Origin of the sequence: Brevibacterium sp. FAM 24630 (genome assembly GCF_049804075.1) — a bacterium.
Classification (GTDB): domain Bacteria; phylum Actinomycetota; class Actinomycetes; order Actinomycetales; family Brevibacteriaceae; genus Brevibacterium.
This window is the reverse complement of sequence record NZ_JBNBZD010000030.1, coordinates 14,379-37,137: the sequence shown is the minus strand read 5'-3', so window position 1 is coordinate 37,137 and position 22,759 is coordinate 14,379. Positions and strand designations below refer to the sequence as shown.

The following is a 22,759-nucleotide window of genomic DNA, read 5'->3' as shown; positions in this document are numbered from 1 at the left end:
TCCTCGCCCTGGCACGCCGACGCATCAACGTGCTCTGGGCGATGCTGCGAGACCGCACAATGTTCGGTCAAGGAATCTCCCCGATACCGGGGTGAAGCACTTGACAACTTCATTGAGATTCTCCTTCGTCACGCGTGGGACTTCACTTTGCATTTTTCACGGTACCATTCCGTGTTTATTATGCTAGCGCAACCCACATCGTCGGTACCCGGCCTGAACTGCACGTTCGCAGACACACTCACCGAATCAGGTAATGAGATGTCAGCGAATCGAAGGGCCGCCGAAGACCTGCTGAAGCGGGATCGAATCGTCCTGCCACGGGGTGAGGATCCATGCGACGAGGTAGGCACCGATTCCCAGCACGGGGAGCAGGAACGACGCGAGGACGATGAGGCGCATGAGCCAGACATTGATGCCGGTCACCTCGGCGAGGCCCCCGGCGATACCACCGAGGATGCGGTCGGGCCCGCGTCGGAAACTGACTTTGCGGATGGAGTCGAAGATTGAGTTCATACCTGAGACTCTACGGACCCGTATGTGCTGAGGCACTGGTGCTGACCGTCGAAGCAGAGTGAGGGAAACCGGAGTCCGCGGTCCTCGGTCATCGTGCTCCCTCGAAGGCCGGTTCCTCACGCCGAGCGAAGTCCGGGGCGTGCTCGGGCGTGATGCCGACACCGAGGATTCTCGCCGGCACGCGCGTGAGTGCGGGAAAAGTCGTGAGCAGCCACTCGATCGGTGCAGGTGGGCGGATGGGGCGCCGACCGTGGACGGCGGGTTCGACCATCCGGTGGATGCCCGACTGCAGAATTTCGACGGCACGGGTGGTCGGCAGCCGTCTGAGCTGGAGACGTCGCAGATCCGCCGGGCTGACCGTTCCTGAGCGCAGCGGTTCTGCGAGCACCCGGGCGACGGCGACTCCGTCTTGCACCGCGAGGTTGACCCCGACTCCCCCGAGCGGACTCATCGCGTGCGCCGAATCGCCGATGCACAGCAGCCCCTCGGCGAACCATCGCCTGGCCTCGTTCCGGCGAACGTCGAGAAGCTTCACATCGTCGAGTTCGACGGCGCCGACGTCCCCGGCAAGCTGCGGGTAGGTCTCGGCGACGGCGTCGCGCAGCGCCTCGATGCCCTCGGCGCGGAGTCTGGCGTCGGCACCCTTCGGGATGATGCGGGCGATCTGGACATGACCTCTGCGCGGGATCGCAACGAAGACCTTGCCGTCACCACCTCGCGGGGCCACGGAGTCGGGCAGATCCGCCTCGGTGTCGATGCGGAACCACCACACGTCGATCGTCGACGACAGCTCACGCACGGACAGCCCCGCCTCGGCGCGGGCCTTCGACCACCGGCCGTCGGCGGCGATGACGAGCGGGGCCCGGAACTCGAACGGCCCTGCCTGGGCGATATCAGATGGTCTCGCGGCGGCTCCCTCTGTCGGGATGGTGCCGGCCTCGGTCGGAGGCACCGCCTCGGCGGCGGTGCTGCGCGCACGCAGACCGACCACACGATCGCCGTCCCAGATCAACGAGGTGGCCTCGACCCCCATCCGCAGGTCGAAGTTCGGTTCGGCTTCCCCGGCCTTCGCGAGCAGGTTGAGGAAGTCCCACTGGGGTGCGATCGTCATGAACGGGTGGGGCAGGTCGAGGCGGGTGAAGTCGGCGAGGAGGACATCGTTGCCGTCTCGTCCGATGAGTGTCACGCCTTCGACGCGGCGGTGAGCGATGCGGGCGAACTCGCGGTAGAGTCCGAGCTCGTCGAGCAGCCGCAGGGTTGAGGGATGGATGGTGTCGCCGCGGAAGTCGCGGAAGAAGTCGGTGTGCTTCTCGATCACCATGACCTTCACCCCGCCGCGGGCAAGCAGAAGCCCTGCGACGACGCCGGCCGGACCACCTCCGGCGATGATGCAGTCTGCGTGTTCGGTGTCGGCCATGACACCCTCCTCCGCTGGTTGGTTCCAGTGTCCAGAGTAGACCTCGGGGCTGCTGCTGGGTATAGGTCTCGGGCGTCGGTCTGCGGGACCGCTACGCCGAAGCGCACTCCGGCAGCCTGTGCCCTCAGGTAACATCCAGTCATGGCTCCCACTGTCCGACGCCCCGTCCCCGCCGATGCCGCCGCCATGGCGCGCGTCCATGTCGACACGTGGCTCGAGACCTACCGCGGGATCATGCCCGACAAGCTGCTCGACGCCCCCGACTTCATCGATCGACGGCGGCAGATGTGGACCAACATCCTCACCGAGGCGGCCCCATCTGCGTTTATCTGCGCGGCAGCCGAGCACGACGGTGAGATCGTCGGCATCGCCATGTCCGGTCCCCCGCAAAACGATGGCGAACCCGCCGGCGGAGGCACCGAGGCGCTTCGCCCCGAGGATCGGCACCTCTACGTCCTCTATGCCTATCGATCCGTACACGGAACGGGTGTCGGGCAGGACCTCCTCGACGCCGTCCTCGACCCCTCTGCAACAACGGCTCTGTGGGTGGCCGACCCGAACCCCCGGGCCCAAGCGTTCTATGCAAAGAACGGGTTCGTCGCCGATGGAACCGTCAAGACCGACGAGTACGACGGCGTCCGCGAGGTGCGGATGGTGCGGCCGGGACGGGCTTGATTCGCTTCAGGTAACGCGAAACTCGAAAAAGTCGTCTCCAGCGACGTCTTTTTCGAGTTTCGCGTTACCTGAGGCCCTGTCAGGTCCAGACGGTCCGTTCCTGTGCACTCAGCTTCCCACCGGCACCGAGGCGGCCGAGCGTGAGTGCGCCATCAAGCGGCCCGCCGGCGGGCTCGAGGATGGTGACGTTCGGGTGCAGACGTGCTGCTTCGGTGCGGAATCCCTCGACGAGGCGGCCGCCGGCGGCCGCGAGTCCCCCGGTGAGCGCGATGCGGATCGGCGAATCGGCAGTCCGGCCGTGCAGCGAGAATACGGGAGCACTGGATGTGCTGCCCTCGCCAATCGGGAATGATCGGCCACCGGAGTCGGCGGCGCGTGCCACGGCGAGCGCGCTGCGGGCGGCTTCTCTCCCCGCCTCGCGGAGCAGATCGGCAGATGTCGCGTCGCCGGAGCAAGCACAGTCGGCGATGTCGACGGCGAATTCGGCGAGCAGCCCGGCTCGGTCGCTGCGCGTATAGAACTGGCTCGGCCACATGGCGGGAGAACCGAATCTTCGGGTGGCCGCCTCGAGCAGTGTGCGCCCGTGTTCGTCGATTCCGTCGTGAGTGCGCAGAGCGAGTTCGAGACCATGACGTCCCAGCCACGCTCCTCCCCCGCGATCGCCGAAGAGGTGGCCCCAGCCGTCGGCTCGCGACCAGTCGGCAGACCAGTTACCTGTCTCGTCCGGGCCCGGATGGGAGATGGCAATCGCCCCTGCTCCGAGCACAGTGATCGCCCCACCGGTCCCGCCGAGCGCTCCGAGCTGGGCGGTGACTGCGTCAATGGCTGCGACCGCAGGCACACAGCGGTCGGCTGAGATCTCCGCCAGGACATCGGACGGATCCTCGGCAAGAGAGGCGATGCCGGTCGCACCGATGCCGATGCCGCCCACTTCGCAGAAGCGGTCAGTCCACGTCTCCGACGCCGTTCTCACAAGTTCCCGGACGACATGAAGAACGTTGCTGCCGCTCGGCCCGACCTCGATCCGCGGGCCGGTGAGTTGGTCGATGACGCGTGGGGCAGAGCCCGCTTCATCGACCTCGCCGAGCGCGGCGCGACTGCCGGTGCCGCCGATGTCGATGCCGAGGATCAGGGTCATGCGCCCACGGTACCCGGGCCGGCGTTGTCCGGTCCGGAGCTGTCACCGGCTTCGGACGATGTGCTCGTCCCGACAAGATCAGCGATCGCGGCCCTGACGGATCCGTCATGGGACTCCAGTGTCGAAGTCGCCCGGGCGGGGGCCGCCTCGGTGAAAGAGACGACGATGGCGGTCTTGAGATCGCCGTCGCAGCGTTCCAGCAGCGACCTCGCTTCCGCATCGTCGAGGTCAGCGGCCTCCCGGAGGATGCGGACGGTGCGTTCGCGCAGCTTGTCGTTCGTCGCGACGACCGAGACCATGAGGTTGTCCCACGTCCGCCCCAACGCGACCATGAGCGCGGTCGAGAACCCGTTGAGGGTGAGCTTCTGCGCGGTACCGGCCTTGAGCCGCGTCGATCCCGTGATCACCTCGGGCCCGGTGTCCAGCACGATGTGGTCCTCGGCCTTCTCGGCCAGGGAGGCATACGGGTTGTTCGAGATGAGCACCGTGTGCGCGCCCGCGGTCCGAGCCGCGTCGAGTGCCCCGCCCACGTAGGGCGTCGACCCGCTGGCGGCGATGCCGATCGCCACGTCATCGGGTCCGAGTTCGGTCCCGACTGCGCGTCCGTCGGCCTCGGAGTCCTCGGCGTTCTCCACCGCGTTGACCAGGGCCGCCCGGCCGCCGGCGATATGCCCGATGACCCGGCCGGGTTCGAGGTTGAACGTCGGCAGGAGCTCGCTCGCGTCGAGGACACCGAGCCGACCCGACGTACCGGCGCCGAAATAGTGGACACGACCGCCTCGGCGCAGGCGCTCTGCCGCAATGTCGACGAGCTCGGCCAACTGGGGCAGGGCCGCGGCGACCGCGTCGATGACCGCGCGGTCTTCGGAATTGAGCACCTGCAGCACCCCGAGGGTGTCGAGGTCGTCGAGTCCGGAGCTCGCGGGATTGCGCTGCTCGGTCGGCGAGAGCCGACGCTGGGAGGAGGTCATGGACGGTTGCTTCCTTCCGCCTCGGCGATGGTGGACTCTTCGACGACCCGCGTCTTGTGACGCAGGCCGAGCAGGCCGCCGACGACGAAGGTGACGAGGACGCCGAGCAGCGGATACCACTGCCACGCCACCCACACCTCACCGGTGACGTACTTCTCCATGACGAAGAAGAACGCGTTGACGGCCACGGCCAGAGCGAATGCGATGTTCGCGTCCACGGCCCGGGCCCGCTTGTTGACGATGCCGAAGACGAACGCGCCGAGCAGACCGCCGTACGTGATGCCGGCGATGCCGAGGGCGAGGATGACGATGTTGCCCTCATCGGACTGGAACACGGTGGCCGGAAGGATGAAGGCCACGCCCCAACCGATCGTCGCCCAACGCCCGACCGTGAAGCCCTGCGCATCGGTCATCGGAGTGCGCTTGAGCTTCGCATAGACGTCGTTGACGGTCGAGGACGACAGTGCCGAGAGCGAGGAGGACAGCGTCGACATCGCGGCGGCGAGGATGCCGGCCAGCAGCAGCCCCGAGACTCCCGTGGGCAGGCCTTCGATGATGAAACGGGGGAAGATCTCGTCGTCGCGGGTCAGGCCGAGATCGGCGGGCAGCGCGTGGTTGTAGTAGGCCCAGAGAGCGAGTCCGACGGCGAGGAAGACGGCGAACTGGACGACGACCACGACACCGGACCAGATGAGGGCCTTCTGCGCCTCGAGCTTCGACCGGCAGGAGAGCAGACGCTGGACGATGAGCTGGTCCGAGCCGTGGGAGGCCATCGCGAAGACGGCACCGCCGAGGAAGGAGGGGATGAACGACGTGTCCGCGGAGAGCGGGTTGCCTTCGAAGACGAAGACGTTGAGCTTGCCCGCGTCGATCGCGTCGGTGAGCCAGCTGCCGCCCACCGCCGCAGAGATGACGACGATCGTGAGCAGACCGCCGATGACGTAGAGGAACATCTGTGCGACATCGACCCAGACCACGGCCTTGATGCCGCCGATGAAGGTGTAGGCGATCGTGACCACGGACAGGACGACGATGATGACGAAGTAGTTCGTGTGGATGCCGAGCCCGTCGAGGATGACCTTGACGGGGATGGCGCAGGCGAGCACCCGGATGCCGTCGGCGAGGAGACGGGTGAAGAGGAAGGTCACACCCGCCGTCGTCTGGGTCGAGGTGCCGAAGCGCTTGCCGAGGTAGGCGTAGGCGGTGACCATCTCACCGTCGTAGTAGCGCGGAAGCATGAAGAAGGCGACGATGACGCGGCCGAGGATGTAGCCGAAGCCCAGCTGCAGATAGTTGAGGTCGCCGAGGTAGCTCATGACCGGAATGCCGATGACCGTCAGGGCACTGGTCTCGGTGGCGACGACGGACATGCACACCGCCCACCACGGCAGGTCGCGGCCGCCGAGGAAGTAGCCCTTGAGGTTGCTCTGCTTTCCGCTCAACGCCAGTCCCAGCCACGCCGTTGCGACGAGATAGGCGATGATCACCAGGAGGTCGATGATCTGCATTGGTCTCTCCTTGATAGAGGGGGTGGATCGGGTGGGTCGTGTTGTGGTTGGGGCGGGTCGTGCTGTGGCCGGGATGGAATGCGCTGCTGGATGGGCCGCCTGATCAGTCGGTCAGTCTCAGCCGAATCGGTCGTCGGTGGAGCGGCTCGGGCAGGCGCAGCGGCCCGGGCCCGGGGGTGAATCGCCCGGCGATGCGCGGGCCGGTCGCCCCGGTCAGGCTCGGTTCGGTGCCGTCGAGGCCATGCCAGCTCAGCCACCCGATGAGTGCCATGAGCAGAGCCTCTTTGCTTCCTTCGGGCAGCCCGAAAGCGACGTCGGTGCTCGTGAGTTCGACCCCTGCACCCAGCTCCTCGCCGAGGAGGCGCATGAGCTCCGGGTTCCTCGTCCCACCCCCGGAGGCGATGACGGTGGTGACATCGTGACGTCGGCACGCCTCGGCGATGGTGCGCGCGCTCAGCGCAGTGACCGTGGCGATCTGATCACGCTCGCCGAGGTGGGGGTGGGCGTCGAGGAAGGAGTCGAGGTAGACGGCGTGGAAGAGTTCCTTGCCCGTCGATTTCGGGGCTGGGAGCCCGTAGTAGGGCTCGGTGAGGAAGTCGCTCAGCAGCGCCTCATCGACGGTGCCCGAAGCGGCGAGCGCACCGTCCCGGTCGCAGTTCTGCGTGCCGTCGGTGATGCGGCGGGCGAGGACGTCGATGAGGGCGTTGGCCGGTCCCGTGTCGAAGGCGATGGAGTCCTGACCGGGGGCAGCGACGGTGATGTTCGCGATCCCTCCGAGGTTGAGCACCGCGGTGGCAGCAGAGGCATCGGCCAGCAGCAGGGAGTCGAGCATCCCGACGAGCGGAGCACCCTGACCGCCAGCGGCGACATCGCGGGAACGCACGTCGGAGAGCACGGGAACGCCGAGCCTCTCAGCGATGAAGGCCGGCTGCCCGAGTTGGAGGGTCGAGGTGACGTGCCCGTCGCTGATGTCGTGCCGGACCGTCTGCCCGTGGGAGACGACGAGGTCGGGGCGCAGGTCGTGCTCGGCGCAGAGTTCGGACAGAGCCTCGGCGGAGAAGCGTCCGAGCCGAGCGTCGACGCTGCTGACCAGGGACAGGGGAATGTCGGCCGGCTGCAGGAGGCGGAGGATGTCGGCGCCGAGCTCCTCGTCGAACGGGGTTTCGCGTTCAGCGAGGATGCGCACGTCCAGAGTGCTCGGGTCCGCGCCGACGAGGTCGGAGCCGACGGTGGGGTCGGGCAGGAACTCGGCGATGACGAGGTCGAGGCCGTCGGCGGAGGTTCCGGTCATGAGTCCGGCGATGATCATGGCTGGTCGTCTCCCGTGTGGTCGGGGTTCGCGTGGTCGGATTTGTTGTCTGTCGGTCCCGAACGGACGGGTGTGTAGTCGGGGTTCACATGGTCGGTTTCGGTGTCGGTTGGTCCCGAAACGACGGATGTGCGGTCGGGGACGGTGAGTTCGGTGCGGACTTTGTAGCGATCACCGCGGTAGACGGACCTGACGAACTCGAAGGGCACATCGCCCGAGCCGCGGGAGGTGCGTTCGAACAGCAGCGCGGCGGAGAGTTCGTCCACGCCGAGATGCTTGGCCTCGGCAGCGTCGAGAAGAGTCGGTTCGATCGTCTGCACGCTGTGGTTGAGGCTGATGCCGAAGCGCTCGCGAAGCAATACGTAGAACGAACTGTTCTCCAGGTCCTCGGCGCACAGCCCCGGCACCAGGGAGGACGGGACATGGAGCTCTTCGAGGGCGATCGGCTCCTCGTCGGCCAGCCGCAGGCGCACGATCGCCACGACCTCCTCGCCGGCATCGAGGTGGAGCCTGCGGGCGATGTGCGTTCCGGCCGCAGCGGTGTCGAAGCTGAGCACACGGGAGCCCGGTCGCATCCCGCGGGCGAGCATGTCCTCGGTGAAGGAACTCGCGGCCAGCGGTTGGTCGAGCTTCGGGCCGAGGGCGAAGACCCCGGTGCCGTGCCGACGCCTCACGACGCCTTTGGCCACAAGTTCGTCGATCGCCCGGCGCAGGGTCATCCGTGAGATGCCCAGCGTCTCGGCGAGCTGGCGTTCGGGCGGGAACTGTTCGCCAGCGACCATCTCTTCGAGGCGGTCGAGGAGCTGATCCCGGATGGAGTGGAACTTCGTCACCCCACCATTGAGTCACAGGTCACACACTGAATTCAAGACCACTGGTCTATTTTGTGCCGCAGAGCCGACGGAGCCGCGCAGCACGCGACGCGGTGAACCCAGCCGAAGCGGAACTGGGTGAGGCCGGGCCGGGCGGCGCGCGGCGCGGCTGGGCGTTCCGCCTGTCACCACTCACGTAAATTCCGTGCACGCACCTCTCAAGTAACGCGAAGCTCGAAAAAGTTCTCACTGGCGACGACTTTTTCGAGCTTCGCGCTACCTGACGCACTTTCCGCCTGAGGGATGCCTTGGGCGGCGGATTCTGAGTGCCCGACGGTGGCTCCCTGACGGCGGTCAGACGAAGAGGAGCGAGAGCAGGAAGGCGAAGATCAGCCCGAAGACGCTGACGAGGGTCTGGACCATCATGTGAGTCTTCGTCGCTTGGCCGATCGTCATGCCGAAGCTCTCCTTGACGAACCAGAATCCCGCATGGTTGACCCAGTTCAGGCCGATCGAGCCCGAACCGATCGCGATGACGACCAGAGACACGTATGCCCCGGAGTGATCACCGATGAGAGGTGCGACGATGCCGGTCGCCGAGGTGATTCCCACAGTCGCCGATCCTGTGGCGAACGACAGCAGGATGCCGATGAACCAGCCGAGCAGGATGAGGTTCAGCTCCAGGTGAGAGGTCGCACCGACGACGGCGTCGCCGATTCCCGAATCCTTGAGCACCTCATTGAAGGCACCACCTCCGCCGATGATGAGAATGACTCCGGCGATTGATTTGAGACTGTCGCCGAAGGAGCTGCGGATCCGCTCTCCGCCCATGCCCGAGGTCCACCCGAGCGCAATCGCGGCGAAGATGACTCCTGCCAGCATGGCGATGACCGGGTTGCCGATGACCTCGGCGACGGGTTCGAAGGACGATTCCGGCGCCACGAGCTGCACCACGGTGTGCACGAGCATGAGGACGACGGGGACGAGGACGGTGACGAAAGCGAGCCAGATGGGGATCGTTCGCAGCTCCCGTGAGTCCACCTCGGCGCGGGCTCCGGTGTATTGGTCGATGAGGTCGGCGGTCGGTTCGAGCTTGACGCGCGGGGCGATCCAGCGGGCGTACACCGGGCCGGCGAGGATGACGGTGGGAATCGCACAGACGAGGCCGAGTCCGATCGTCGTTCCGACGTTTGCGCCCAGTCCGGACACGGCGATGAGCGGTCCCGGGTGGGGCGGGACCATGCCGTGGAGGCAGGCGAGAGCGGCGATAGCGGGGACGAGGATCCGCAGGTACCACAGCTTCTTCTGGCCGGTCTTCTTCTCCAGCTGGGACGCGACCGCATAGATGACCGGAATGAGAACGACGAGGCCGACCTCGAAGAACATCGGGATACCGATGATGAAGGCGACCCCCGTCATGATCCACGGGGCGACCCTCGGTGAGGAGTGCTCGATGACGAGGTTTGCGATCCGCTGGATGGCGCCGCTGTCGGCCAGGAGCCGACCGAGCATCGCGCCGAGGGCGACAACGACACCGGTCTCGCCGAGGGTGTCCCCGGCTCCGGCGACGATCGTTTCCGGGATCTTGCCGACCTCCTCTCCGGCCGCAAGCGCCGTCACCGCAGAGGTGATGAGGAGGGCGAGGAACGGATGCAGCTTCGTCTTCCAGTTGATGAGGAGGATGAGAAGCGCGATCGACGCGAAGAGAAGCGTCACGAGGTATGCGGTTGAGCCAATCACTGGCGCAACGTTACGCCCCGGCCTACGGGAGTCAGACACAAGGGGTTCACGCGCGACCGTGAAGTCCCTAGCATGAAGCCATGACTGCATATACCGGACAGAACCTGACTGCCGCCCTCAACAACAATGGTCTGGCCGACTGGCAGGCTCGGAATGACACGATCAGCACTCGACTGCTCACCGGTGATTTTGCGACCGGCCTCGACCTCATCAATAAGATCGGCGCAGCCGCCGAGGATGCCGGCCACCATCCCGACATCACCCTGACGTTCCCCCACGTCGACATCCAGCTGACCAGCCACGACACGAATGCCGTAACCGAACGCGACCTCGACCTCGCGGGCACGATCAGCCAGCTGGCCGCCTCGGCGGGGGTGAAGGCGGACCCGAACGCGGACTGACGGGCGCAACCGCCACCGCACCGGGCACCGGCAAGCTGGGGCCACGAACGGCACGGCCGAGTACGAACCGTGCCTTCGGGTGCGGTCCGTACTAATCTGGGGATACAGCCATCCGCGCGAAACCCAGGAGTACGTGTGCACCTAGCCGCCGAGAACCGCTACGACTCGATGACCTACCGCCCAGTCGGCCGATCCGGGCTCCTCCTGCCCGCACTCTCACTGGGGCTGTGGCACAACTTCGGTGACGACGTCGCCTTCCAGAATCAGCGCGATATCGTCCGCCGGGCCTTCGACCTCGGAATCACGCACTTCGACCTCGCGAACAACTACGGACCTCCTCCGGGCTCGGCCGAAACCAACTTCGGACGACTGCTGCGCGAAGACCTCCTCCCTTACCGCGACGAACTCATCATCTCGACGAAGGCCGGATGGGGCATGCACCCCGGCCCCTACGGCGGTCCGGGCGGCAGCCGCAAATACCTGCTGGCCAGCCTCGATGCTTCGCTGCGCAGGCTCGGGCTCGACTACGTCGACATCTTCTACTCCCACCGGCCGGACGCCTCGACACCGCTCGAGGAGACGATCGGCGCCCTCGACACGGCAGTCCGTTCCGGGCGTGCGCTCTACGCCGGCATCTCCTCGTACTCCGCCGCCGACACTGCCCGGGCCGCTCAGATCGCCAGGGATCTGGGAACACCGCTGCTCATCCACCAACCCTCCTACTCGATGGTCAATCGGTGGATCGAAGACGACGGACTGCTCGAGACCACGGAGGGCGAGAGCCTCGGTGTCATCGCGTTCTCGCCTCTCGCACAGGGCCTGCTCACGGACAAGTACCTCGGCGGTGTCCCCGAGGATTCGCGGGCGGGAAAGAGCACCCCGTCGTTCAGGGACGGCTTCCTCAACGCCGACAACCTCGCACGCATCCGGGCGCTCAACGACATCGCGACCGCCCGCGGCCAGTCCCTGGCCCAGATGGCCCTGGCCTGGGCACTGCGAGATGACCGCGTGTCCTCCCTGGTCATCGGGGCCAGCCGGGTCGAACAGCTCGAGCACAATGTCGCGGCCCTCGACGCAGCGCCCCTGAGCGCCGAGGAGCTGAAGGCGATCGACGAATACGCCGTCGACTCCGGCGTCGACATCTGGGGCGATGCCCGCCGCAGCACCGCGCAGTGACGTGCCGGCGCTCACCCGGACCGGCTCATCCGCCTGTGATACCGTAAGCGCCGACCTCCCAGACGACCGGCAGGAGCCCCGATGAGCGACGAACGCATCCCCCGTGAGGATGCCGAGCCCATCCCTCACGGTGGCGAAGAGCCAGAGGAATCGGAGAGCGCACAGGAGTCATCGGACTCTCCCACGGAGAACCCCTGGGCCGCGATCAAACCCTGGAAGGGCAAAGCCCAGGGCCTGGACAAGCTGTTGCTGTTCATCATCATCGGCGTCCCGCTCATCTATCTCGGGCTCATGCCGTTTCGCCCCTGGATGCTCGTCCACGCCCCGGTCGCCCAAGAGTTCATCAACGGAGCGAAGACCTCGATCGTCGCCGCGGCCGCCTATGCCCGCGTCGGCGAGATCCCGCTGTGGCTGGTCATCGGCGCCGGATTCATCGGCATGGCGAAACTCGATTGGGCGTTCTGGCTGGCCGGCCGCCGCTGGGGTGACGGGGTCCTGCGGCTCTTCGCGCAGAACGAACGCCAGCTCAAACGCATCAACCAGCTGAAGAAGATCCCGAACTGGGCGCTCTTCCTCATGACCGTCATCTCCCGCTGCCCGGGCATTCCCGGCACACTCGTCTACCTCGCCGCCGGATGGACGCGGATGCGTCTGTCCCTCTTCCTCGTCGCCGACCTCCTCGGCTGCGTGGTCTTCACCCTCATCTGGACCGCGCTGGGCTACCAGCTCGGCGAGACCGCCGTCGACGTCCTCAAGGTCATCGACAAGTACGCGCTGTGGCTGACCCTGGCGCTCATCGTCGGCATCTTCGTCTTCAGCTTCGCCAAGGAATACCGCAAACAGAAGAAGACGCAGGCTGCCGACGACAGCTCCGGGGGCTGACCGTTCGGAGCCGGTTCAGGCCCCGAACGACAGGAAGGTCTCGCGCATGCGCTGCGGATCCGCCTGCTGCCCGCTGAAGAGTTCGAAAGCGTCGATGGCCTGATTGACCGCCATCCCCGAGCCGTCGAGCGTACGGCACCCCTTGGCCCTGGCCTCGGCGAGCAGCTGCGTCTCGAGGGGGAAGTACACGACATCGGCCACCCACGTATCCGCGCCGAACACCGAGGTGTCGACGGGCGTGCCCGGGTAGGCTTTCATCCCCACCGGGGTGGCGTTGACGATCCCCCTCGCCGAGGCGGCCGCCCCCGCCAGCTCATCGAGCCCGATCGCTCGCGCCCGGTTCGGAGAATCCGCGGCCTCCCCGATGTCCGCGGCCAGGCCCGCGGCCCGGTCGACATCGGTATCGGCGATGATGAGCTGACCCACCCCGATTTCGGCGAGGGCGAACCCGACCGCACGGCCGGCTCCGCCCGCACCGATCTGCACGACCGCCTCGGTGTCGGCGCCGTCCAAACCGGCACGGAATCCGGCGGCGAAACCCGTGACATCGGTGTTGTACCCGGTCGTGCTGCCCTGCTCATCGATGACGACGGTGTTGACCGAACCGATGCGCGCCGCGACCGGATCGACGGAATCGAGGAGACCGATGACCTGCTGCTTGAACGGGTGGGTGATGTTGAGCCCGTTGAACCCGAGTCGGATCGCCGCAGTGAGCAGTTCGTTAAGCGTGGCGCTCGTAAGGCGACGTTCGGCGACGTCGATGGTGCGGTAGATCGTGGGGATGGAGTGGGCGGCGCCTTCGTTCTCATGCATCCGTGGGGTGCGGGAGGCGGAGATGCCTTCGCCGATGAGGCCGAGGAGGAGGGATGCGGTCATAGTCTCGCTTTCGTGTTCAGAGTGAGGTCGATGAGGATCTCCACCGCGTGGACGTAGCCTTTCGCGCCGGCTCCGGCGATGACGGCTGAGGCCACGGGTGAGAGAAAGGAATGGTGGCGCACGGCTTCCCGCGCATGCGGGTTGCTCAGGTGCACCTCGATGATCGGATGATCGTAGGACTTCAGCGCATCGTGCAGAGCCAGGGAGGTGTGCGTGTACGCTCCGGCGTTGATAATCGCCCCGACCGTGGAGTGCCGGGCCTCATGAACGGCGTCGATGAGCCCGCCCTCATGGTTGCTCTGGATGCAGCGAGTAGTCAGTCCCGCCTCGGCCGCGGCATCGGTGCACATCTCCTCGATGTCGGCCAGGGTGGTGCGGCCGTAGATCTCAGGTTCGCGTTCGCCGAGGAGGTTGAGGTTGGGTCCGTTGAGGACGAGGATCTCGGGCATGCTCACCTCGGGAATCGGGCCGCGATGGCCGCGGCGGTCTCGGTCAGTTGGGGGACGAAGTCGATGAGCTCGTCGAGGGTGCGCCGGAAGACCGGAGCCGCGAGCGCCAGAGAGGCCAGCAGTGTCCCGTCGAGGTCGAAGACGGGCACGGCCAGGGCGTTCATGCCGATGTCATTCTCCTCGGATTGGCCTGCCCAGCCGTCGGTGCGGATCCGCTCGAGTCGAGACCGCATCTTCGCCGGGTCGGTGATCGAGTTCGGGGTGCGGGCGACGAGGTCGAGAGCCTCGATCGTGGCGTCGGCGTTCGGGTCATGGGCGAGCAGGGCCTGGCCGAGCGAAGAGGTGTGCAGCGGAGATTCATCGCCGGGGTCCGTGGTCGTGCGGAACTGCGGGCCGTCGACGGTGAGCACTGTCAGTGCGGCGTTTCCGCGGCGGATGGCGAGGATGCTCGATTCGCCGGTGGTTTCCGTCAGCTCCCGCAGCAGTTCCTTCGTCGCTCCGGACAGCCCGCGTCGATGCGCGACCTTCTGGGCCAGCCGGAAGACCTCCATGCCGAGGGTGTAGATCTTCGTGCGTGCGTCGAAGTGCGCGTACCCCGATTCGACGAGCCCGCCGAGGAGGCGATAGGCCGTCGAGAACGGGTAGCCGGTGACGTCGGCGGCCTGGGCGGCGCTGATTCCCTCGGGAGATTCGCCGAGCAGGTCGAGCATCTCGAAGGTCTTCGTCACCGCGTTCGAGCCCTTGGGCGGCATGCTTCGCCTCCTTGCGTTGCTGGATCGGATCGATGGTGCCGGGTCGGGTGTCCGTGATGCAGAATTCCCGTGGCGCACGTTGACAGACTATGTCATCTCAATCACACTGTAAACCACCATGTAACAATTGTTGCCACACTATGGCAATTAAACGTCGATTCGATGAGCCGATGACGCACCCAGTGAATGAGAAATGCGAGGAAGCATGAACAACGCGATCGAGGAAGCTCGCCCGCCGAAGACGCCGCTTCGTGCGGCCCTGTCGAGCTGGACGGGTTCCGCACTCGAGTACTACGACTTCGCGGTCTACGGGACCGCAGCCGCACTGGTGCTCAACACCCTGTTCTTCCCCGAGACCACCGCTCCGGGAATCTCCATCCTCCTGGCCATGGGCACCGTCGGCGTCGCCTACGTGGTCAGGCCCTTGGGCGCCCTCATCATGGGACCGCTCGGTGACCGCTTCGGTCGCAAGTTCGTCCTCATGCTCACCCTCTTCCTCATGGGCATCTCGACGTTCATCGTCGGCTGCCTGCCGACCTATGACCAGGTCGGAATGCTGGCGCCGGCGCTGCTCGTGCTCTGCCGCATCATTCAGGGGCTCTCCGCCTCCGGTGAGCAGGCGAGCGCGATCTCTGTCTCACTCGAGCATTCAGCGGAGGAGAGGCGTTCGTGGACGACGAGCTGGACACTGCACGGAACCCAGTTCGGCACTCTGCTGGCCACCGCAGTCTTCATCCCCTTCACCGCGTTCCTGCCCGATGAGGCCCTGTTCAGCTGGGGCTGGCGTGTGCCGTTCTGGCTGTCGGCCCTCGTCGTGCTCACCGCATGGCTCATCCGTCGCGGACTCGAGGAGCCGCCGGCGTTCAAGGAGGCCCGGGTCGACAACCCTCCGCTCATGCAGGTCTTCCGCTGGCACAAAGCTGCGGTGCTGCGCGTGGCCGTGTGTGCCATGATCAACACCGTGAACATGGTCTTCACCGTCTGGTCGCTGTCATTCGCGACCTCGATCGTCGGCCTCGAACGCTCGACCATGCTGCTCGTCTCGGTCATCGCCAACGCCGTGGCGCTGCTCGCGATCCCGGCCTCGGCACTGCTGTCGGACCGGTTCGGCCGCAAACCCGTCTTCATCACCGGCGCCGTGGGCGCGGGCCTGATGATGTTCCCGTACCTGGCTGCGGTCTCGAGCGGAAACTGGACGCTCATCTTCATCTGCGGAGCTCTCATGTCCGGTTGCGCCTACTCGCTGGCGAATGCGATCTGGCCATCGTTCTATGCCGAGATGTTCCCCACCACGGCACGTGTGACGGGATTGGCCCTGGGCACCCAGATCGGCTTCGCCGTCTCCGGCGGGCTGGCCCCGGTGCTCGCATCTGCCGTCGCCGGTGCCGAAGGGGAGAATTGGCTGTCCGTCGCCTCGTTCACCGCCGGAGTCTGCATCCTCGTCGGACTCGTCGCCATGACCGCGAAGGAGACGAAGGGCCTGACACTGGAAGAAATCGACATTGCCCATGAGGAGAGGTCACGATGAGAACATCGATCGCCACGGTATGCCTGTCCGGCACACTCGAAGAGAAGCTGCGGGCCGCGGCAAAAGCCGGCTTCGACGGAGTCGAGATCTTCGAACAGGACCTCACCGTCTCCCCCGACTCCCCCGAGGCGATCGCCGCTTTGGCGGGGACGCTCGGGCTGAGCCTCGATCTCTATCAGCCCTTCCGTGATTTCGAGGGCGTCGACGAAGAGCAGTTCGCCGCCAACCTGGCCCGCGCTGAGGCGAAGTTCCAGCTGATGCAGCGGCTCGGTATGACGACGATCCTGCTGTGCTCGAACGTCGCCACCGCCACCATCGACGATGATGCGGTCATCGTCGGTCAGCTGCGCCGCCTCGGCGATCTCGCCGACAAGTACGGCATCGATATCGCCTACGAGGCACTGGCCTGGGGACGTTTCGTCTCCGAATACGACCGGGCCTGGGACCTCGTCAAGGCCGCTGATCATCCGCGCATCGGCACCTGCCTCGACAGCTTCCACATCCTCTCCCGCGGCACGGATCTGTCCCGGATCGCCGAGATTCCCGGGGAGAAGATCTTCTTCCTCCAGCTCGCCGATGCTCCGGCACTGTCGATGGATGTGCTCAGCTGGTCTCGTCACCACCGGGTCTTCCCCGGCGAAGGCGCCTGGGATCTCACCGATTTCCTCACGCGCGTGGCCGTCACCGGGTATTCCGGACCGGTCTCACTCGAGGTCTTCAACGACTCGTTCCGGCAGGCCGACACACAGCGCACCGCTGTCGACGGTCTGCGGTCGCTGCGCTGGCTCGAATCCAATGTGGCCGCGGCTCTCGGCTCAGGAGCCGAAGATCCAAGCGGCAAGACTTCGGGCCCGGCCGCTGATCGCGCGGGACGCGACCGTGTGCGCCTCGATCTGCAGCCTCTGCCGGAGGTCGCCGAACCTCGCGGCATTGACTACGTCGAATTGGACACCGGTGATCTTGGGGCCCTGACCCGGCAGATCCATCAGCTCGGCTTCCGCTTCGTCGGCTACCACCGGACGAAACCGCATGTGCAGCTGTGGCGTCGTGGGCAGGCCCGCATCGTCATCACCGAGTCGACCGAACAGGAGGACGGCGCCGCGGCATCCCGAACCCACCTGCGTGGCATCGGTTTCGCTGTCACCGATGCCGACGCCGCCATGGAACGCGCAATCCTCCTCCATGCCACCGAAGTCCCTCGCGATCAGGCCCATGACGAGGCGGTCCTGCGCGGAGTCTGCTCCCCCGACGGCTCGGAAGTCTTCTTCAGCAACGGAACCGGCGTCGATCCGACGTGGACCGAGGAGTTCGGCACCGTCCCCGACGACCGATGCTCGACGATCGATCACGTCAATCTCGCCCAGCCGGCCCACCATTACGACGAAGCGGTGCTCTTCTACACCTCCCTCCTTGCTCTCCACGCTCAAGCGGCGAACGATGTGCCCAGCCCCTCGGGTCTCGTCCGTTCACAGGTGATGGCAAGCTCCGATGGGACGATTCGGATGCCGCTCAACCTGGCCCCGCGTCCGGCGGAGTCTCCGGAGACTCTCAGCTACCCGGAACATGTGGCTCTGTCCTGCGATGACATCTTCTCAGCGGCCGCGACAGCGGTCTCACGGGGTCTGAAGTTCTTGCCCGTGCCCGAGAACTACTACGAGGACCTGGCCGCCCGCTTCGACCTCGCGCCGGAGCTGCTGGATCGGCTGCGGGAGAACAACATCCTCTACGACCGAGACGACAACGGAGAGTTCCTCCACTTCTATACGTCAACGATCGGGTCGGTGTTCTTCGAAATGGTCGAACGCCGAGGCGGCTACCAGGGATACGGTGCCCCGAATGCGCCCGTGCGGCTGGCAGCCCAGCACCGACGCAACGCAGGAATCTGAACCGGCAGCGACCCGCTCAGAATGGGGCCGCGCCGGATGCGCCCGGCGTCGAATACGGCATCGTCCAATCGTGGTCCCACGCAGGATCAGCAGCTTCTGCTCCGCCGTGCCACCCCTCGCCCCCGGCCTCGACGAGAACGTCCGAATCAGCGTCAAGACCGTACCGCCAGGCGGTGCTCTCGGGTTTCCGTTTCGACAGGAGCCGTCGGTGGGAGAGCTGCCAGACGATCCGCCTGACCTCCTGCTCCTCGGCGCCGAGGACGTCAGCGACCTCTTCGATCAGTACGAGGACATAGTCGTCGGTGACGTCGATGCCGAAGCCTGCGACCTCGGCGATGCAGTTCGTCACCCGGTAGTCGATCTCAAAATGCGGTGATCCCGCGAGCATGAGCAGGTTCTTCCAGGAGATCCCCGATCTCTGGCTGGGCAGATCCCGCCACCGGCGAGCCAACCCGGTGGTGCTGCGCCCCGGCGACGGTTCGTCGACCAGGGTCTCAAGAAGGTCGGTGACGGTGTCGATTCCGTACTCGGCCATCAATCGGGTGGCTTGGTCGACGACCTCGGCTTTGAGCACGGCTCCGGGATGGGTGCTCGCAGGTTTGAGGTTGCAGACCACCTGCTCCGCCCACACCTCTGCTCCACCGGCCGCGGCGATCGAATACCGCAGCGACTTCGCGCCGTCCTCACGGCCATGGCGGGCGATGTATCGGTCGACGACGTTGTCGACCGCATTCGGGTGTGACCCCGTCGAATAGACCGAGTCGAGGATGCACAGAGCAAGACTGCCCGGGTAGCTGATTGCCGACGACTCTCCGCGGTCGTCGAGGAATTCTTCGCAGCGGTGAGCCAAACCGCGGATACTGCTGGTCGTGATCTCCATTGTTCTGACCTTCCGTCATGCACCGCACCCTGCGGCGCGCGCCGCCGACCCCATCGCCGGAAGCATGTTCGTGACACTACTGGACGGCACTGACACAGCCTGATCGGTGCCGAATCGAATGTGACAGACATATGCCTTCACTCTCGTCGATGGTGTCCGTCGCAATGCGGTCACGCCCCGTCTCACGAGGAACTCTTCGTCTTGGCACACCTTGAGGGCTCTGGCATGGTGGTGCCATGAGCACAGAAGAGATCATCATCGATGGCCCCCTGGCACGAGCGACCCGGATCCTCTGCCAGGTCTCGGCCAAGGACGTCGCCGGAAAGGCGGAGCTCGACAAGTCCGAACTCAAGGACTACGAGAAGGGACGCGAGGACCTCACCGCCGAGCAGGAGCGTCGCCTCGTCCTCGCGCTCGAACAGTACGGCGCACGGTTCATCCCCGACGGCGACGAGGGCGGTTACGGTGTCCGCCTGAAATTCAGTCGTTCGAAGGTCCGGGCCATCGAACGTTGGGAGGGCGAAGGCGGCACGACCGGTGCCGACGACGTCTGAGCTCGGGCACGACCGGCGCCGACGATGTCTGAGTTCGGGCACGAAGGCCGGGAGGGCAGCCTCGGCGAAGGAGTCTGTTTCCCGCACCACTGCGCCCCCGCACCGCTGAGCCCTGCACTCCTGCACAAAACACCTGTGGCCTCGAACCCGCTCAACGCGGATTCGAGGCCACAGGTGCATCCGATGCCGTGGAGGAACCAGGCCGGTGCCGGATCACTTGCCGACGGACAGCGACTGATGATGTCAGCCGCGCCCGCCGGAGCGTGATCAGTTCTTGCCGATGAACTCGAGGTTGTCGACGACACGGTTGGAGAAGCCCCACTCGTTGTCGTACCAGGCCACGACCTTCACGCGCTTGCCGTCGACGCGGGTGAGCGCGGCGTCGAAGATCGAGGAAGCGGGCTGGCCGACGATGTCGGAGGAGACGATGGGCTCGATCTCGTAGTCGAGGATGCCCTTGAGCTCGCCTGCGGCGGCGTTCTCGTAGGCGGCGAGCACCTCGTCGCGGGTGACCTCGCGGGACACGGTCGTGTTGATCTCGACGATCGAACCGACCGGGACCGGCACGCGGATCGCGTCACCGCTGAGCTTGCCGTCGAGCTGCGGGAGGACGAGGCCGATGGCCTTGGCCGCGCCCGTCGAGGTCGGAATGATGTTCTCCGCGGCCGCCCGGGAACGGCGGGGATCCTTGTGGGGACCATCCTGGACCATCTGATCGCCGGTGTAGGCGTGGACGGTGGTCATGAAGCCCTGCTCGATTCCGGCGAGGTCATCGAGGACCTTGGCCAGCGGAGCCAGCGCGTTCGTCGTGCACGAGGCGTTGGAGATGACGGTGTGCTCGGGCTTGTAGGCCTCGTTGTTCACACCGAAGGCGAGGGTGACGTCGGCACCCTTCGAGGGAGCGGAGACGAGGACCTTCTTCGCGCCGGCGGTGATGTGGGCGCGGGCCTTATCGGCCTTGGTGAAACGGCCGCTGGATTCGAGCGCGATATCGACATCGAGCTCACCCCAGGGCAGCTTTGCCGGATCCTTCTCGGCGAAGACCTTGATCGACTTGCCGTCGATGATGATGGAGTCCTCGGTCGCTTCGACGTCGTGGTTGAAGCGGCCGAGAGTCGTGTCGAACTTCAGCAGTCGGGCGAGGTCGCTCACGGGGCCGAGGTCATTGATGGCCACGACCTCGAGCTCGCTGCCGCGCTCGATCAGTGCCCGCAGGGTGCTGCGTCCGATGCGACCGAAACCATTGATGGCGATGCGAGTCAATGTCACTCCTTGATCACGGGGATTCGTCTTGATATCTCCATCATGGGCGATCTCAGCCATCGACAACAGTGGCCAGTCAGACAATCTACACAAGGTTCTCGCCAGACTTATTGCCAGATGCCGAAAGTTTCACGCCAGTGTGATCGGGGTCGCCGAAATGAGCGCCAAAAGGGGTCGGGAACGGTCCAGCGGGATCTTTCCGGACGGACTGGTTCGACTGGCCGCTGGGGTTCGCCGCGGCCGGAAGCTCACCCCTGGAAGGAGTGCCGATAGTCGTTCGGTGAGGTCGAGAGGATGCGCTGGAAATGCATCCGCAGATTCGCTCCGGTGCCGAGTCCCACCTGGTCGGCGATCTGCTCGATGCCCAGATCGGAGTTCTCCAGCAGCTCCCTGGCCAGGTCGACGCGAGCCCGGAGCACCCACTGCATGGGCGTATAACCGGTGTCTTCGACGAAGCGGCGGGAGAAGGTGCGCACGGACACTCCCGCGGTGGCCGCGAGATCGTTCAGGGTGATCTTCTCCCCGATGTGCTGCAGAGCCCATTCGCGGGTGTCGGCGAAGTCTTCGCCGAGCGGGTCGGGCACGCTGCGCGGCACGTACTGAGCTTGGCCGGCACTGCGGTAGGCGGCGGCGACGAGCCGCCGGGCGACCTGGTTGGACAGGCCCACCCCGTGATCGCTGCGGATGAGATGGAGACACAGGTCGATCGCCGAGGCGGCTCCGGCCGAGGTGAGCAGCTGGCCCTCGTCGATGAAGAGGACGTTCTCGTCGACCTTGATCGCCGGGAAGCGTCGGGCGAGTTCCTTCGCCGTCGACCAGTGCGTGGTTGCGCGGCGCCCCACGAGCAGTCCCGTGCGAGCGAGGACGAAGGTGCCCGTCGAGATCGCGGCGATCCGCGTCCCCGCCTCGAACGCCGCGAGCAGAGCTCCGATGACCGCCGCGGGCGGTTCTTCGACCACCGCCGAGGTGGCTCCCGGGAGGATGATCGTGTCCGCGGTCTCCAGTGCCTCGAGTCCCTGCTCGACGGAGTAGTCGAGTCCGTCCGATCCAGTGATCGTGCCTGCGGCGATGCCGCAGACCTCGACTTCGTAGGGCCAGATCCCGGCCGGCGCAGTCGCCGGTCGGACTCCGGGGACGGCGGCAGTCGCCGGTCGGACTCCGGGAACAGCAGCCGTCGCCGGTCGGACTCCGGGGACGACGTCAGTCGACGCGGTCTCGGCAACGGCCTCCGCGGTGTCGACGGCGGCCAATGCGGTGCCGGCGGTCGGCTGGGACCGCGGGGCCGCCTCGGTGCGGGTGCGTGCCGTGGCGGCATTCGATTCGCGTCCGAACACCTGAACGGGGACGCCGAGATCCATGGCAGACACCCCGTCCAACGCCAGCACGAGGATGCGGTGCGGGCGCGAACGGGGTGCTCTGCGTGGGGTGGTGCGGGGCTCGTCAGTCATGATCGCCTCTCAGTCTAGGCAATCGGGCCCCGCATCGGGACGAAGCTCAGTGCTCGTGAGTACCAGTGAGCTTGAATCCGAGCCGACCGTGGGCGAAGGCGCCGCCGGCACGGATCGCCGAGGCCGTCCACGCGGTCTCGGCGAGTTCGGTTTCGGTGGCCCCGGCCTTGACGGCGGCGTTCGCGTGCGCGTCGATGCAGTAGGCGCACTGCGTGGTGAGGCCGACGGCGTAGGCGATGAGTTCGCGATACTTCAGCGGGATCTCGCGGCCCTCTGCGGCGAAGACGGCGTCGTTGAAGCCGCCGAAGGCCTGGAGGATGTCGGGAGTGGTCTCCTTGTAGGCCCTGTCGTACTTCGCGTCGTTCTCGCGGTCGAAGAAGTCAGTCATCGTGGTGCCTCCTGTGATCGGTGTCGTTCCGATCCTCACGCTACCGAGTCCGCGCAATCGTCGCACTGGTTTCGTCACATGGACGTCAGGTTGCGCGGTCGGACGTGTCATGCGGGCTGCAGTTCCGGACGCGGTCGGACGTGTCATGCGGGCTGCAGTTCCGATGCCGACCGGACTGCCGAGGCACCTGGCC

General features: G+C 66.1%; 22 protein-coding genes. 7 read left to right on the top strand and 15 right to left on the bottom strand.

Annotated features, from left to right (window positions below):
• Positions 1-261: 261 nt before the first annotated feature.
• Both ACPUD7_RS16400 and ACPUD7_RS16395 read right to left on the bottom strand, forming a co-directional pair.
• On the bottom strand, positions 262-513 hold the full coding sequence (locus tag ACPUD7_RS16400; protein WP_135539996.1) for a PspC domain-containing protein: 252 nt from the start codon (positions 511-513) through the stop codon (positions 262-264).
• 88 nt (positions 514-601) lie between these two features.
• Positions 602-1,930 carry an FAD-dependent oxidoreductase gene (locus ACPUD7_RS16395; protein ID WP_425120507.1) on the bottom strand — a complete coding sequence of 443 codons (1,329 nt, stop codon included), beginning with the start codon at positions 1,928-1,930 and terminating at the stop codon, positions 602-604.
• A 141-nt stretch (positions 1,931-2,071) separates the two neighbouring features.
• Between ACPUD7_RS16395 and ACPUD7_RS16390 the strand changes: the two genes are divergently transcribed.
• Complete coding sequence (locus tag ACPUD7_RS16390) at positions 2,072-2,605, top strand: GNAT family N-acetyltransferase (RefSeq protein WP_205683345.1); 534 nt, start codon at positions 2,072-2,074, stop codon at positions 2,603-2,605.
• 79 nt (positions 2,606-2,684) lie between these two features.
• On the opposite strand, the gene ACPUD7_RS16385 is transcribed toward ACPUD7_RS16390, so the two are convergent.
• The 6 genes from ACPUD7_RS16385 to ACPUD7_RS16360 all read right to left on the bottom strand — a co-directional run bounded on the left by ACPUD7_RS16385 (position 2,685) and on the right by ACPUD7_RS16360 (position 10,083).
• Entirely contained in the window at positions 2,685-3,743 is a 1,059-nt protein-coding gene (locus ACPUD7_RS16385; RefSeq protein WP_425120506.1) for a BadF/BadG/BcrA/BcrD ATPase family protein, read from the bottom strand.
• The gene (gene murQ / locus ACPUD7_RS16380) at positions 3,740-4,714 is read right to left on the bottom strand and encodes an N-acetylmuramic acid 6-phosphate etherase (protein WP_425120505.1); all 975 of its coding nucleotides are present in this window, start codon (positions 4,712-4,714) and stop codon (positions 3,740-3,742) included. The genes ACPUD7_RS16385 and murQ overlap by 4 nt, the downstream gene beginning before the upstream one ends.
• Complete coding sequence (locus ACPUD7_RS16375) at positions 4,711-6,222, bottom strand: sodium:solute symporter (RefSeq protein ID WP_425120504.1); 1,512 nt, start codon at positions 6,220-6,222, stop codon at positions 4,711-4,713. The genes murQ and ACPUD7_RS16375 overlap by 4 nt, the downstream gene beginning before the upstream one ends.
• A gap of 103 nt (positions 6,223-6,325) precedes the next feature.
• Complete coding sequence (locus ACPUD7_RS16370; RefSeq protein ID WP_425120503.1) at positions 6,326-7,531, bottom strand: anhydro-N-acetylmuramic acid kinase; 1,206 nt, start codon at positions 7,529-7,531, stop codon at positions 6,326-6,328.
• The gene (locus ACPUD7_RS16365) at positions 7,528-8,364 is read right to left on the bottom strand and encodes a GntR family transcriptional regulator (RefSeq protein WP_425120502.1); all 837 of its coding nucleotides are present in this window, start codon (positions 8,362-8,364) and stop codon (positions 7,528-7,530) included. Before ACPUD7_RS16365 ends, ACPUD7_RS16370 begins: the two co-directional genes overlap by 4 nt.
• 333 nt (positions 8,365-8,697) lie before the next feature.
• Positions 8,698-10,083 carry a GntP family permease gene (locus tag ACPUD7_RS16360; RefSeq protein WP_425120501.1) on the bottom strand — a complete coding sequence of 462 codons (1,386 nt, stop codon included), beginning with the start codon at positions 10,081-10,083 and terminating at the stop codon, positions 8,698-8,700.
• An 80-nt stretch (positions 10,084-10,163) separates the two neighbouring features.
• Here ACPUD7_RS16360 and ACPUD7_RS16355 point away from each other — a divergent pair, with 80 nt between their 5' ends.
• The 3 genes from ACPUD7_RS16355 (at position 10,164) to ACPUD7_RS16345 (ending at position 12,542) form a co-directional block, all read left to right on the top strand.
• The gene (locus ACPUD7_RS16355; RefSeq protein WP_425120500.1) at positions 10,164-10,484 is read left to right on the top strand and encodes a 4a-hydroxytetrahydrobiopterin dehydratase; all 321 of its coding nucleotides are present in this window, start codon (positions 10,164-10,166) and stop codon (positions 10,482-10,484) included.
• A gap of 135 nt (positions 10,485-10,619) precedes the next feature.
• Complete coding sequence (gene mgrA, locus ACPUD7_RS16350) at positions 10,620-11,660, top strand: L-glyceraldehyde 3-phosphate reductase (RefSeq protein WP_425120499.1); 1,041 nt, start codon at positions 10,620-10,622, stop codon at positions 11,658-11,660.
• 81 nt (positions 11,661-11,741) lie between these two features.
• Positions 11,742-12,542 carry a DedA family protein gene (locus tag ACPUD7_RS16345; protein ID WP_135539978.1) on the top strand — a complete coding sequence of 267 codons (801 nt, stop codon included), beginning with the start codon at positions 11,742-11,744 and terminating at the stop codon, positions 12,540-12,542.
• Positions 12,543-12,557: 15 nt separating this feature from the next.
• Here the strand turns inward: ACPUD7_RS16345 and ACPUD7_RS16340 are convergent, their stop codons facing one another.
• The 3 genes from ACPUD7_RS16340 to ACPUD7_RS16330 are packed head-to-tail and all read right to left on the bottom strand — an operon-like array spanning position 12,558 to position 14,619.
• Entirely contained in the window at positions 12,558-13,418 is an 861-nt protein-coding gene (locus tag ACPUD7_RS16340; RefSeq protein WP_425120498.1) for a shikimate dehydrogenase, read from the bottom strand.
• On the bottom strand, positions 13,415-13,867 hold the full coding sequence (gene aroQ / locus ACPUD7_RS16335) for a type II 3-dehydroquinate dehydratase (protein ID WP_135539975.1): 453 nt from the start codon (positions 13,865-13,867) through the stop codon (positions 13,415-13,417). Before aroQ ends, ACPUD7_RS16340 begins: the two co-directional genes overlap by 4 nt.
• 2 nt (positions 13,868-13,869) lie before the next feature.
• Complete coding sequence (locus tag ACPUD7_RS16330; RefSeq protein ID WP_135539973.1) at positions 13,870-14,619, bottom strand: IclR family transcriptional regulator; 750 nt, start codon at positions 14,617-14,619, stop codon at positions 13,870-13,872.
• A 205-nt stretch (positions 14,620-14,824) separates the two neighbouring features.
• Here ACPUD7_RS16330 and ACPUD7_RS16325 point away from each other — a divergent pair, with 205 nt between their 5' ends.
• Positions 14,825-16,147, top strand: a complete 1,323-nt coding sequence (locus ACPUD7_RS16325) for an MFS transporter (RefSeq protein ID WP_135539971.1) — start codon at positions 14,825-14,827, stop codon at positions 16,145-16,147.
• A complete protein-coding gene (locus ACPUD7_RS16320; RefSeq protein ID WP_425120497.1) occupies positions 16,144-18,033 on the top strand; it encodes a bifunctional sugar phosphate isomerase/epimerase/4-hydroxyphenylpyruvate dioxygenase family protein in 1,890 nt (629 codons plus the stop codon). Before ACPUD7_RS16325 ends, ACPUD7_RS16320 begins: the two co-directional genes overlap by 4 nt.
• A 16-nt stretch (positions 18,034-18,049) precedes the next feature.
• Here ACPUD7_RS16320 and ACPUD7_RS16315 read toward each other — a convergent pair whose 3' ends face one another.
• Positions 18,050-18,913, bottom strand: a complete 864-nt coding sequence (locus ACPUD7_RS16315; protein WP_425120496.1) for a hypothetical protein — start codon at positions 18,911-18,913, stop codon at positions 18,050-18,052.
• A gap of 236 nt (positions 18,914-19,149) precedes the next feature.
• On the opposite strand from ACPUD7_RS16315, the gene ACPUD7_RS16310 reads away from it, so the two are divergent.
• Complete coding sequence (locus tag ACPUD7_RS16310; protein WP_135539966.1) at positions 19,150-19,467, top strand: XRE family transcriptional regulator; 318 nt, start codon at positions 19,150-19,152, stop codon at positions 19,465-19,467.
• A 267-nt stretch (positions 19,468-19,734) separates the two neighbouring features.
• On the opposite strand, the gene gap is transcribed toward ACPUD7_RS16310, so the two are convergent.
• The 3 genes from gap to ACPUD7_RS16295 form a co-directional block, all read right to left on the bottom strand.
• The gene (gene gap, locus ACPUD7_RS16305) at positions 19,735-20,730 is read right to left on the bottom strand and encodes a type I glyceraldehyde-3-phosphate dehydrogenase (protein ID WP_425120495.1); all 996 of its coding nucleotides are present in this window, start codon (positions 20,728-20,730) and stop codon (positions 19,735-19,737) included.
• A 248-nt stretch (positions 20,731-20,978) separates the two neighbouring features.
• A complete protein-coding gene (locus ACPUD7_RS16300) occupies positions 20,979-22,178 on the bottom strand; it encodes a DJ-1/PfpI family protein (protein ID WP_240689810.1) in 1,200 nt (399 codons plus the stop codon).
• Between the two features lie 46 nt (positions 22,179-22,224).
• Positions 22,225-22,566, bottom strand: a complete 342-nt coding sequence (locus tag ACPUD7_RS16295) for a carboxymuconolactone decarboxylase family protein (protein WP_135539962.1) — start codon at positions 22,564-22,566, stop codon at positions 22,225-22,227.
• Positions 22,567-22,759: the final 193 nt, after the last annotated feature.

What these genes read in the sequence shown, in the direction of transcription:
- ACPUD7_RS16400 (WP_135539996.1), bottom strand. Translation starts at nt 513, where the DNA reads ATGAACTCAATCTTCGACTCCATCCGCAAAGTCAGTTTCCGACGCGGG.
- ACPUD7_RS16395 (WP_425120507.1), bottom strand. Translation starts at nt 1,930, where the DNA reads ATGGCCGACACCGAACACGCAGACTGCATCATCGCCGGAGGTGGTCCG.
- ACPUD7_RS16390 (WP_205683345.1), top strand. Translation starts at nt 2,072, where the DNA reads ATGGCTCCCACTGTCCGACGCCCCGTCCCCGCCGATGCCGCCGCCATG.
- ACPUD7_RS16385 (WP_425120506.1), bottom strand. Translation starts at nt 3,743, where the DNA reads ATGACCCTGATCCTCGGCATCGACATCGGCGGCACCGGCAGTCGCGCC.
- murQ (WP_425120505.1), bottom strand. Translation starts at nt 4,714, where the DNA reads ATGACCTCCTCCCAGCGTCGGCTCTCGCCGACCGAGCAGCGCAATCCC.
- ACPUD7_RS16375 (WP_425120504.1), bottom strand. Translation starts at nt 6,222, where the DNA reads ATGCAGATCATCGACCTCCTGGTGATCATCGCCTATCTCGTCGCAACG.
- ACPUD7_RS16370 (WP_425120503.1), bottom strand. Translation starts at nt 7,531, where the DNA reads ATGATCATCGCCGGACTCATGACCGGAACCTCCGCCGACGGCCTCGAC.
- ACPUD7_RS16355 (WP_425120500.1), top strand. Translation starts at nt 10,164, where the DNA reads ATGACTGCATATACCGGACAGAACCTGACTGCCGCCCTCAACAACAAT.
- ACPUD7_RS16345 (WP_135539978.1), top strand. Translation starts at nt 11,742, where the DNA reads ATGAGCGACGAACGCATCCCCCGTGAGGATGCCGAGCCCATCCCTCAC.
- ACPUD7_RS16340 (WP_425120498.1), bottom strand. Translation starts at nt 13,418, where the DNA reads ATGACCGCATCCCTCCTCCTCGGCCTCATCGGCGAAGGCATCTCCGCC.
- aroQ (WP_135539975.1), bottom strand. Translation starts at nt 13,867, where the DNA reads ATGCCCGAGATCCTCGTCCTCAACGGACCCAACCTCAACCTCCTCGGC.
- ACPUD7_RS16330 (WP_135539973.1), bottom strand. Translation starts at nt 14,619, where the DNA reads ATGCCGCCCAAGGGCTCGAACGCGGTGACGAAGACCTTCGAGATGCTC.
- ACPUD7_RS16325 (WP_135539971.1), top strand. Translation starts at nt 14,825, where the DNA reads ATGAACAACGCGATCGAGGAAGCTCGCCCGCCGAAGACGCCGCTTCGT.
- ACPUD7_RS16320 (WP_425120497.1), top strand. Translation starts at nt 16,144, where the DNA reads ATGAGAACATCGATCGCCACGGTATGCCTGTCCGGCACACTCGAAGAG.
- ACPUD7_RS16315 (WP_425120496.1), bottom strand. Translation starts at nt 18,913, where the DNA reads ATGGAGATCACGACCAGCAGTATCCGCGGTTTGGCTCACCGCTGCGAA.
- ACPUD7_RS16310 (WP_135539966.1), top strand. Translation starts at nt 19,150, where the DNA reads ATGAGCACAGAAGAGATCATCATCGATGGCCCCCTGGCACGAGCGACC.
- ACPUD7_RS16300 (WP_240689810.1), bottom strand. Translation starts at nt 22,178, where the DNA reads ATGACTGACGAGCCCCGCACCACCCCACGCAGAGCACCCCGTTCGCGC.
- ACPUD7_RS16295 (WP_135539962.1), bottom strand. Translation starts at nt 22,566, where the DNA reads ATGACTGACTTCTTCGACCGCGAGAACGACGCGAAGTACGACAGGGCC.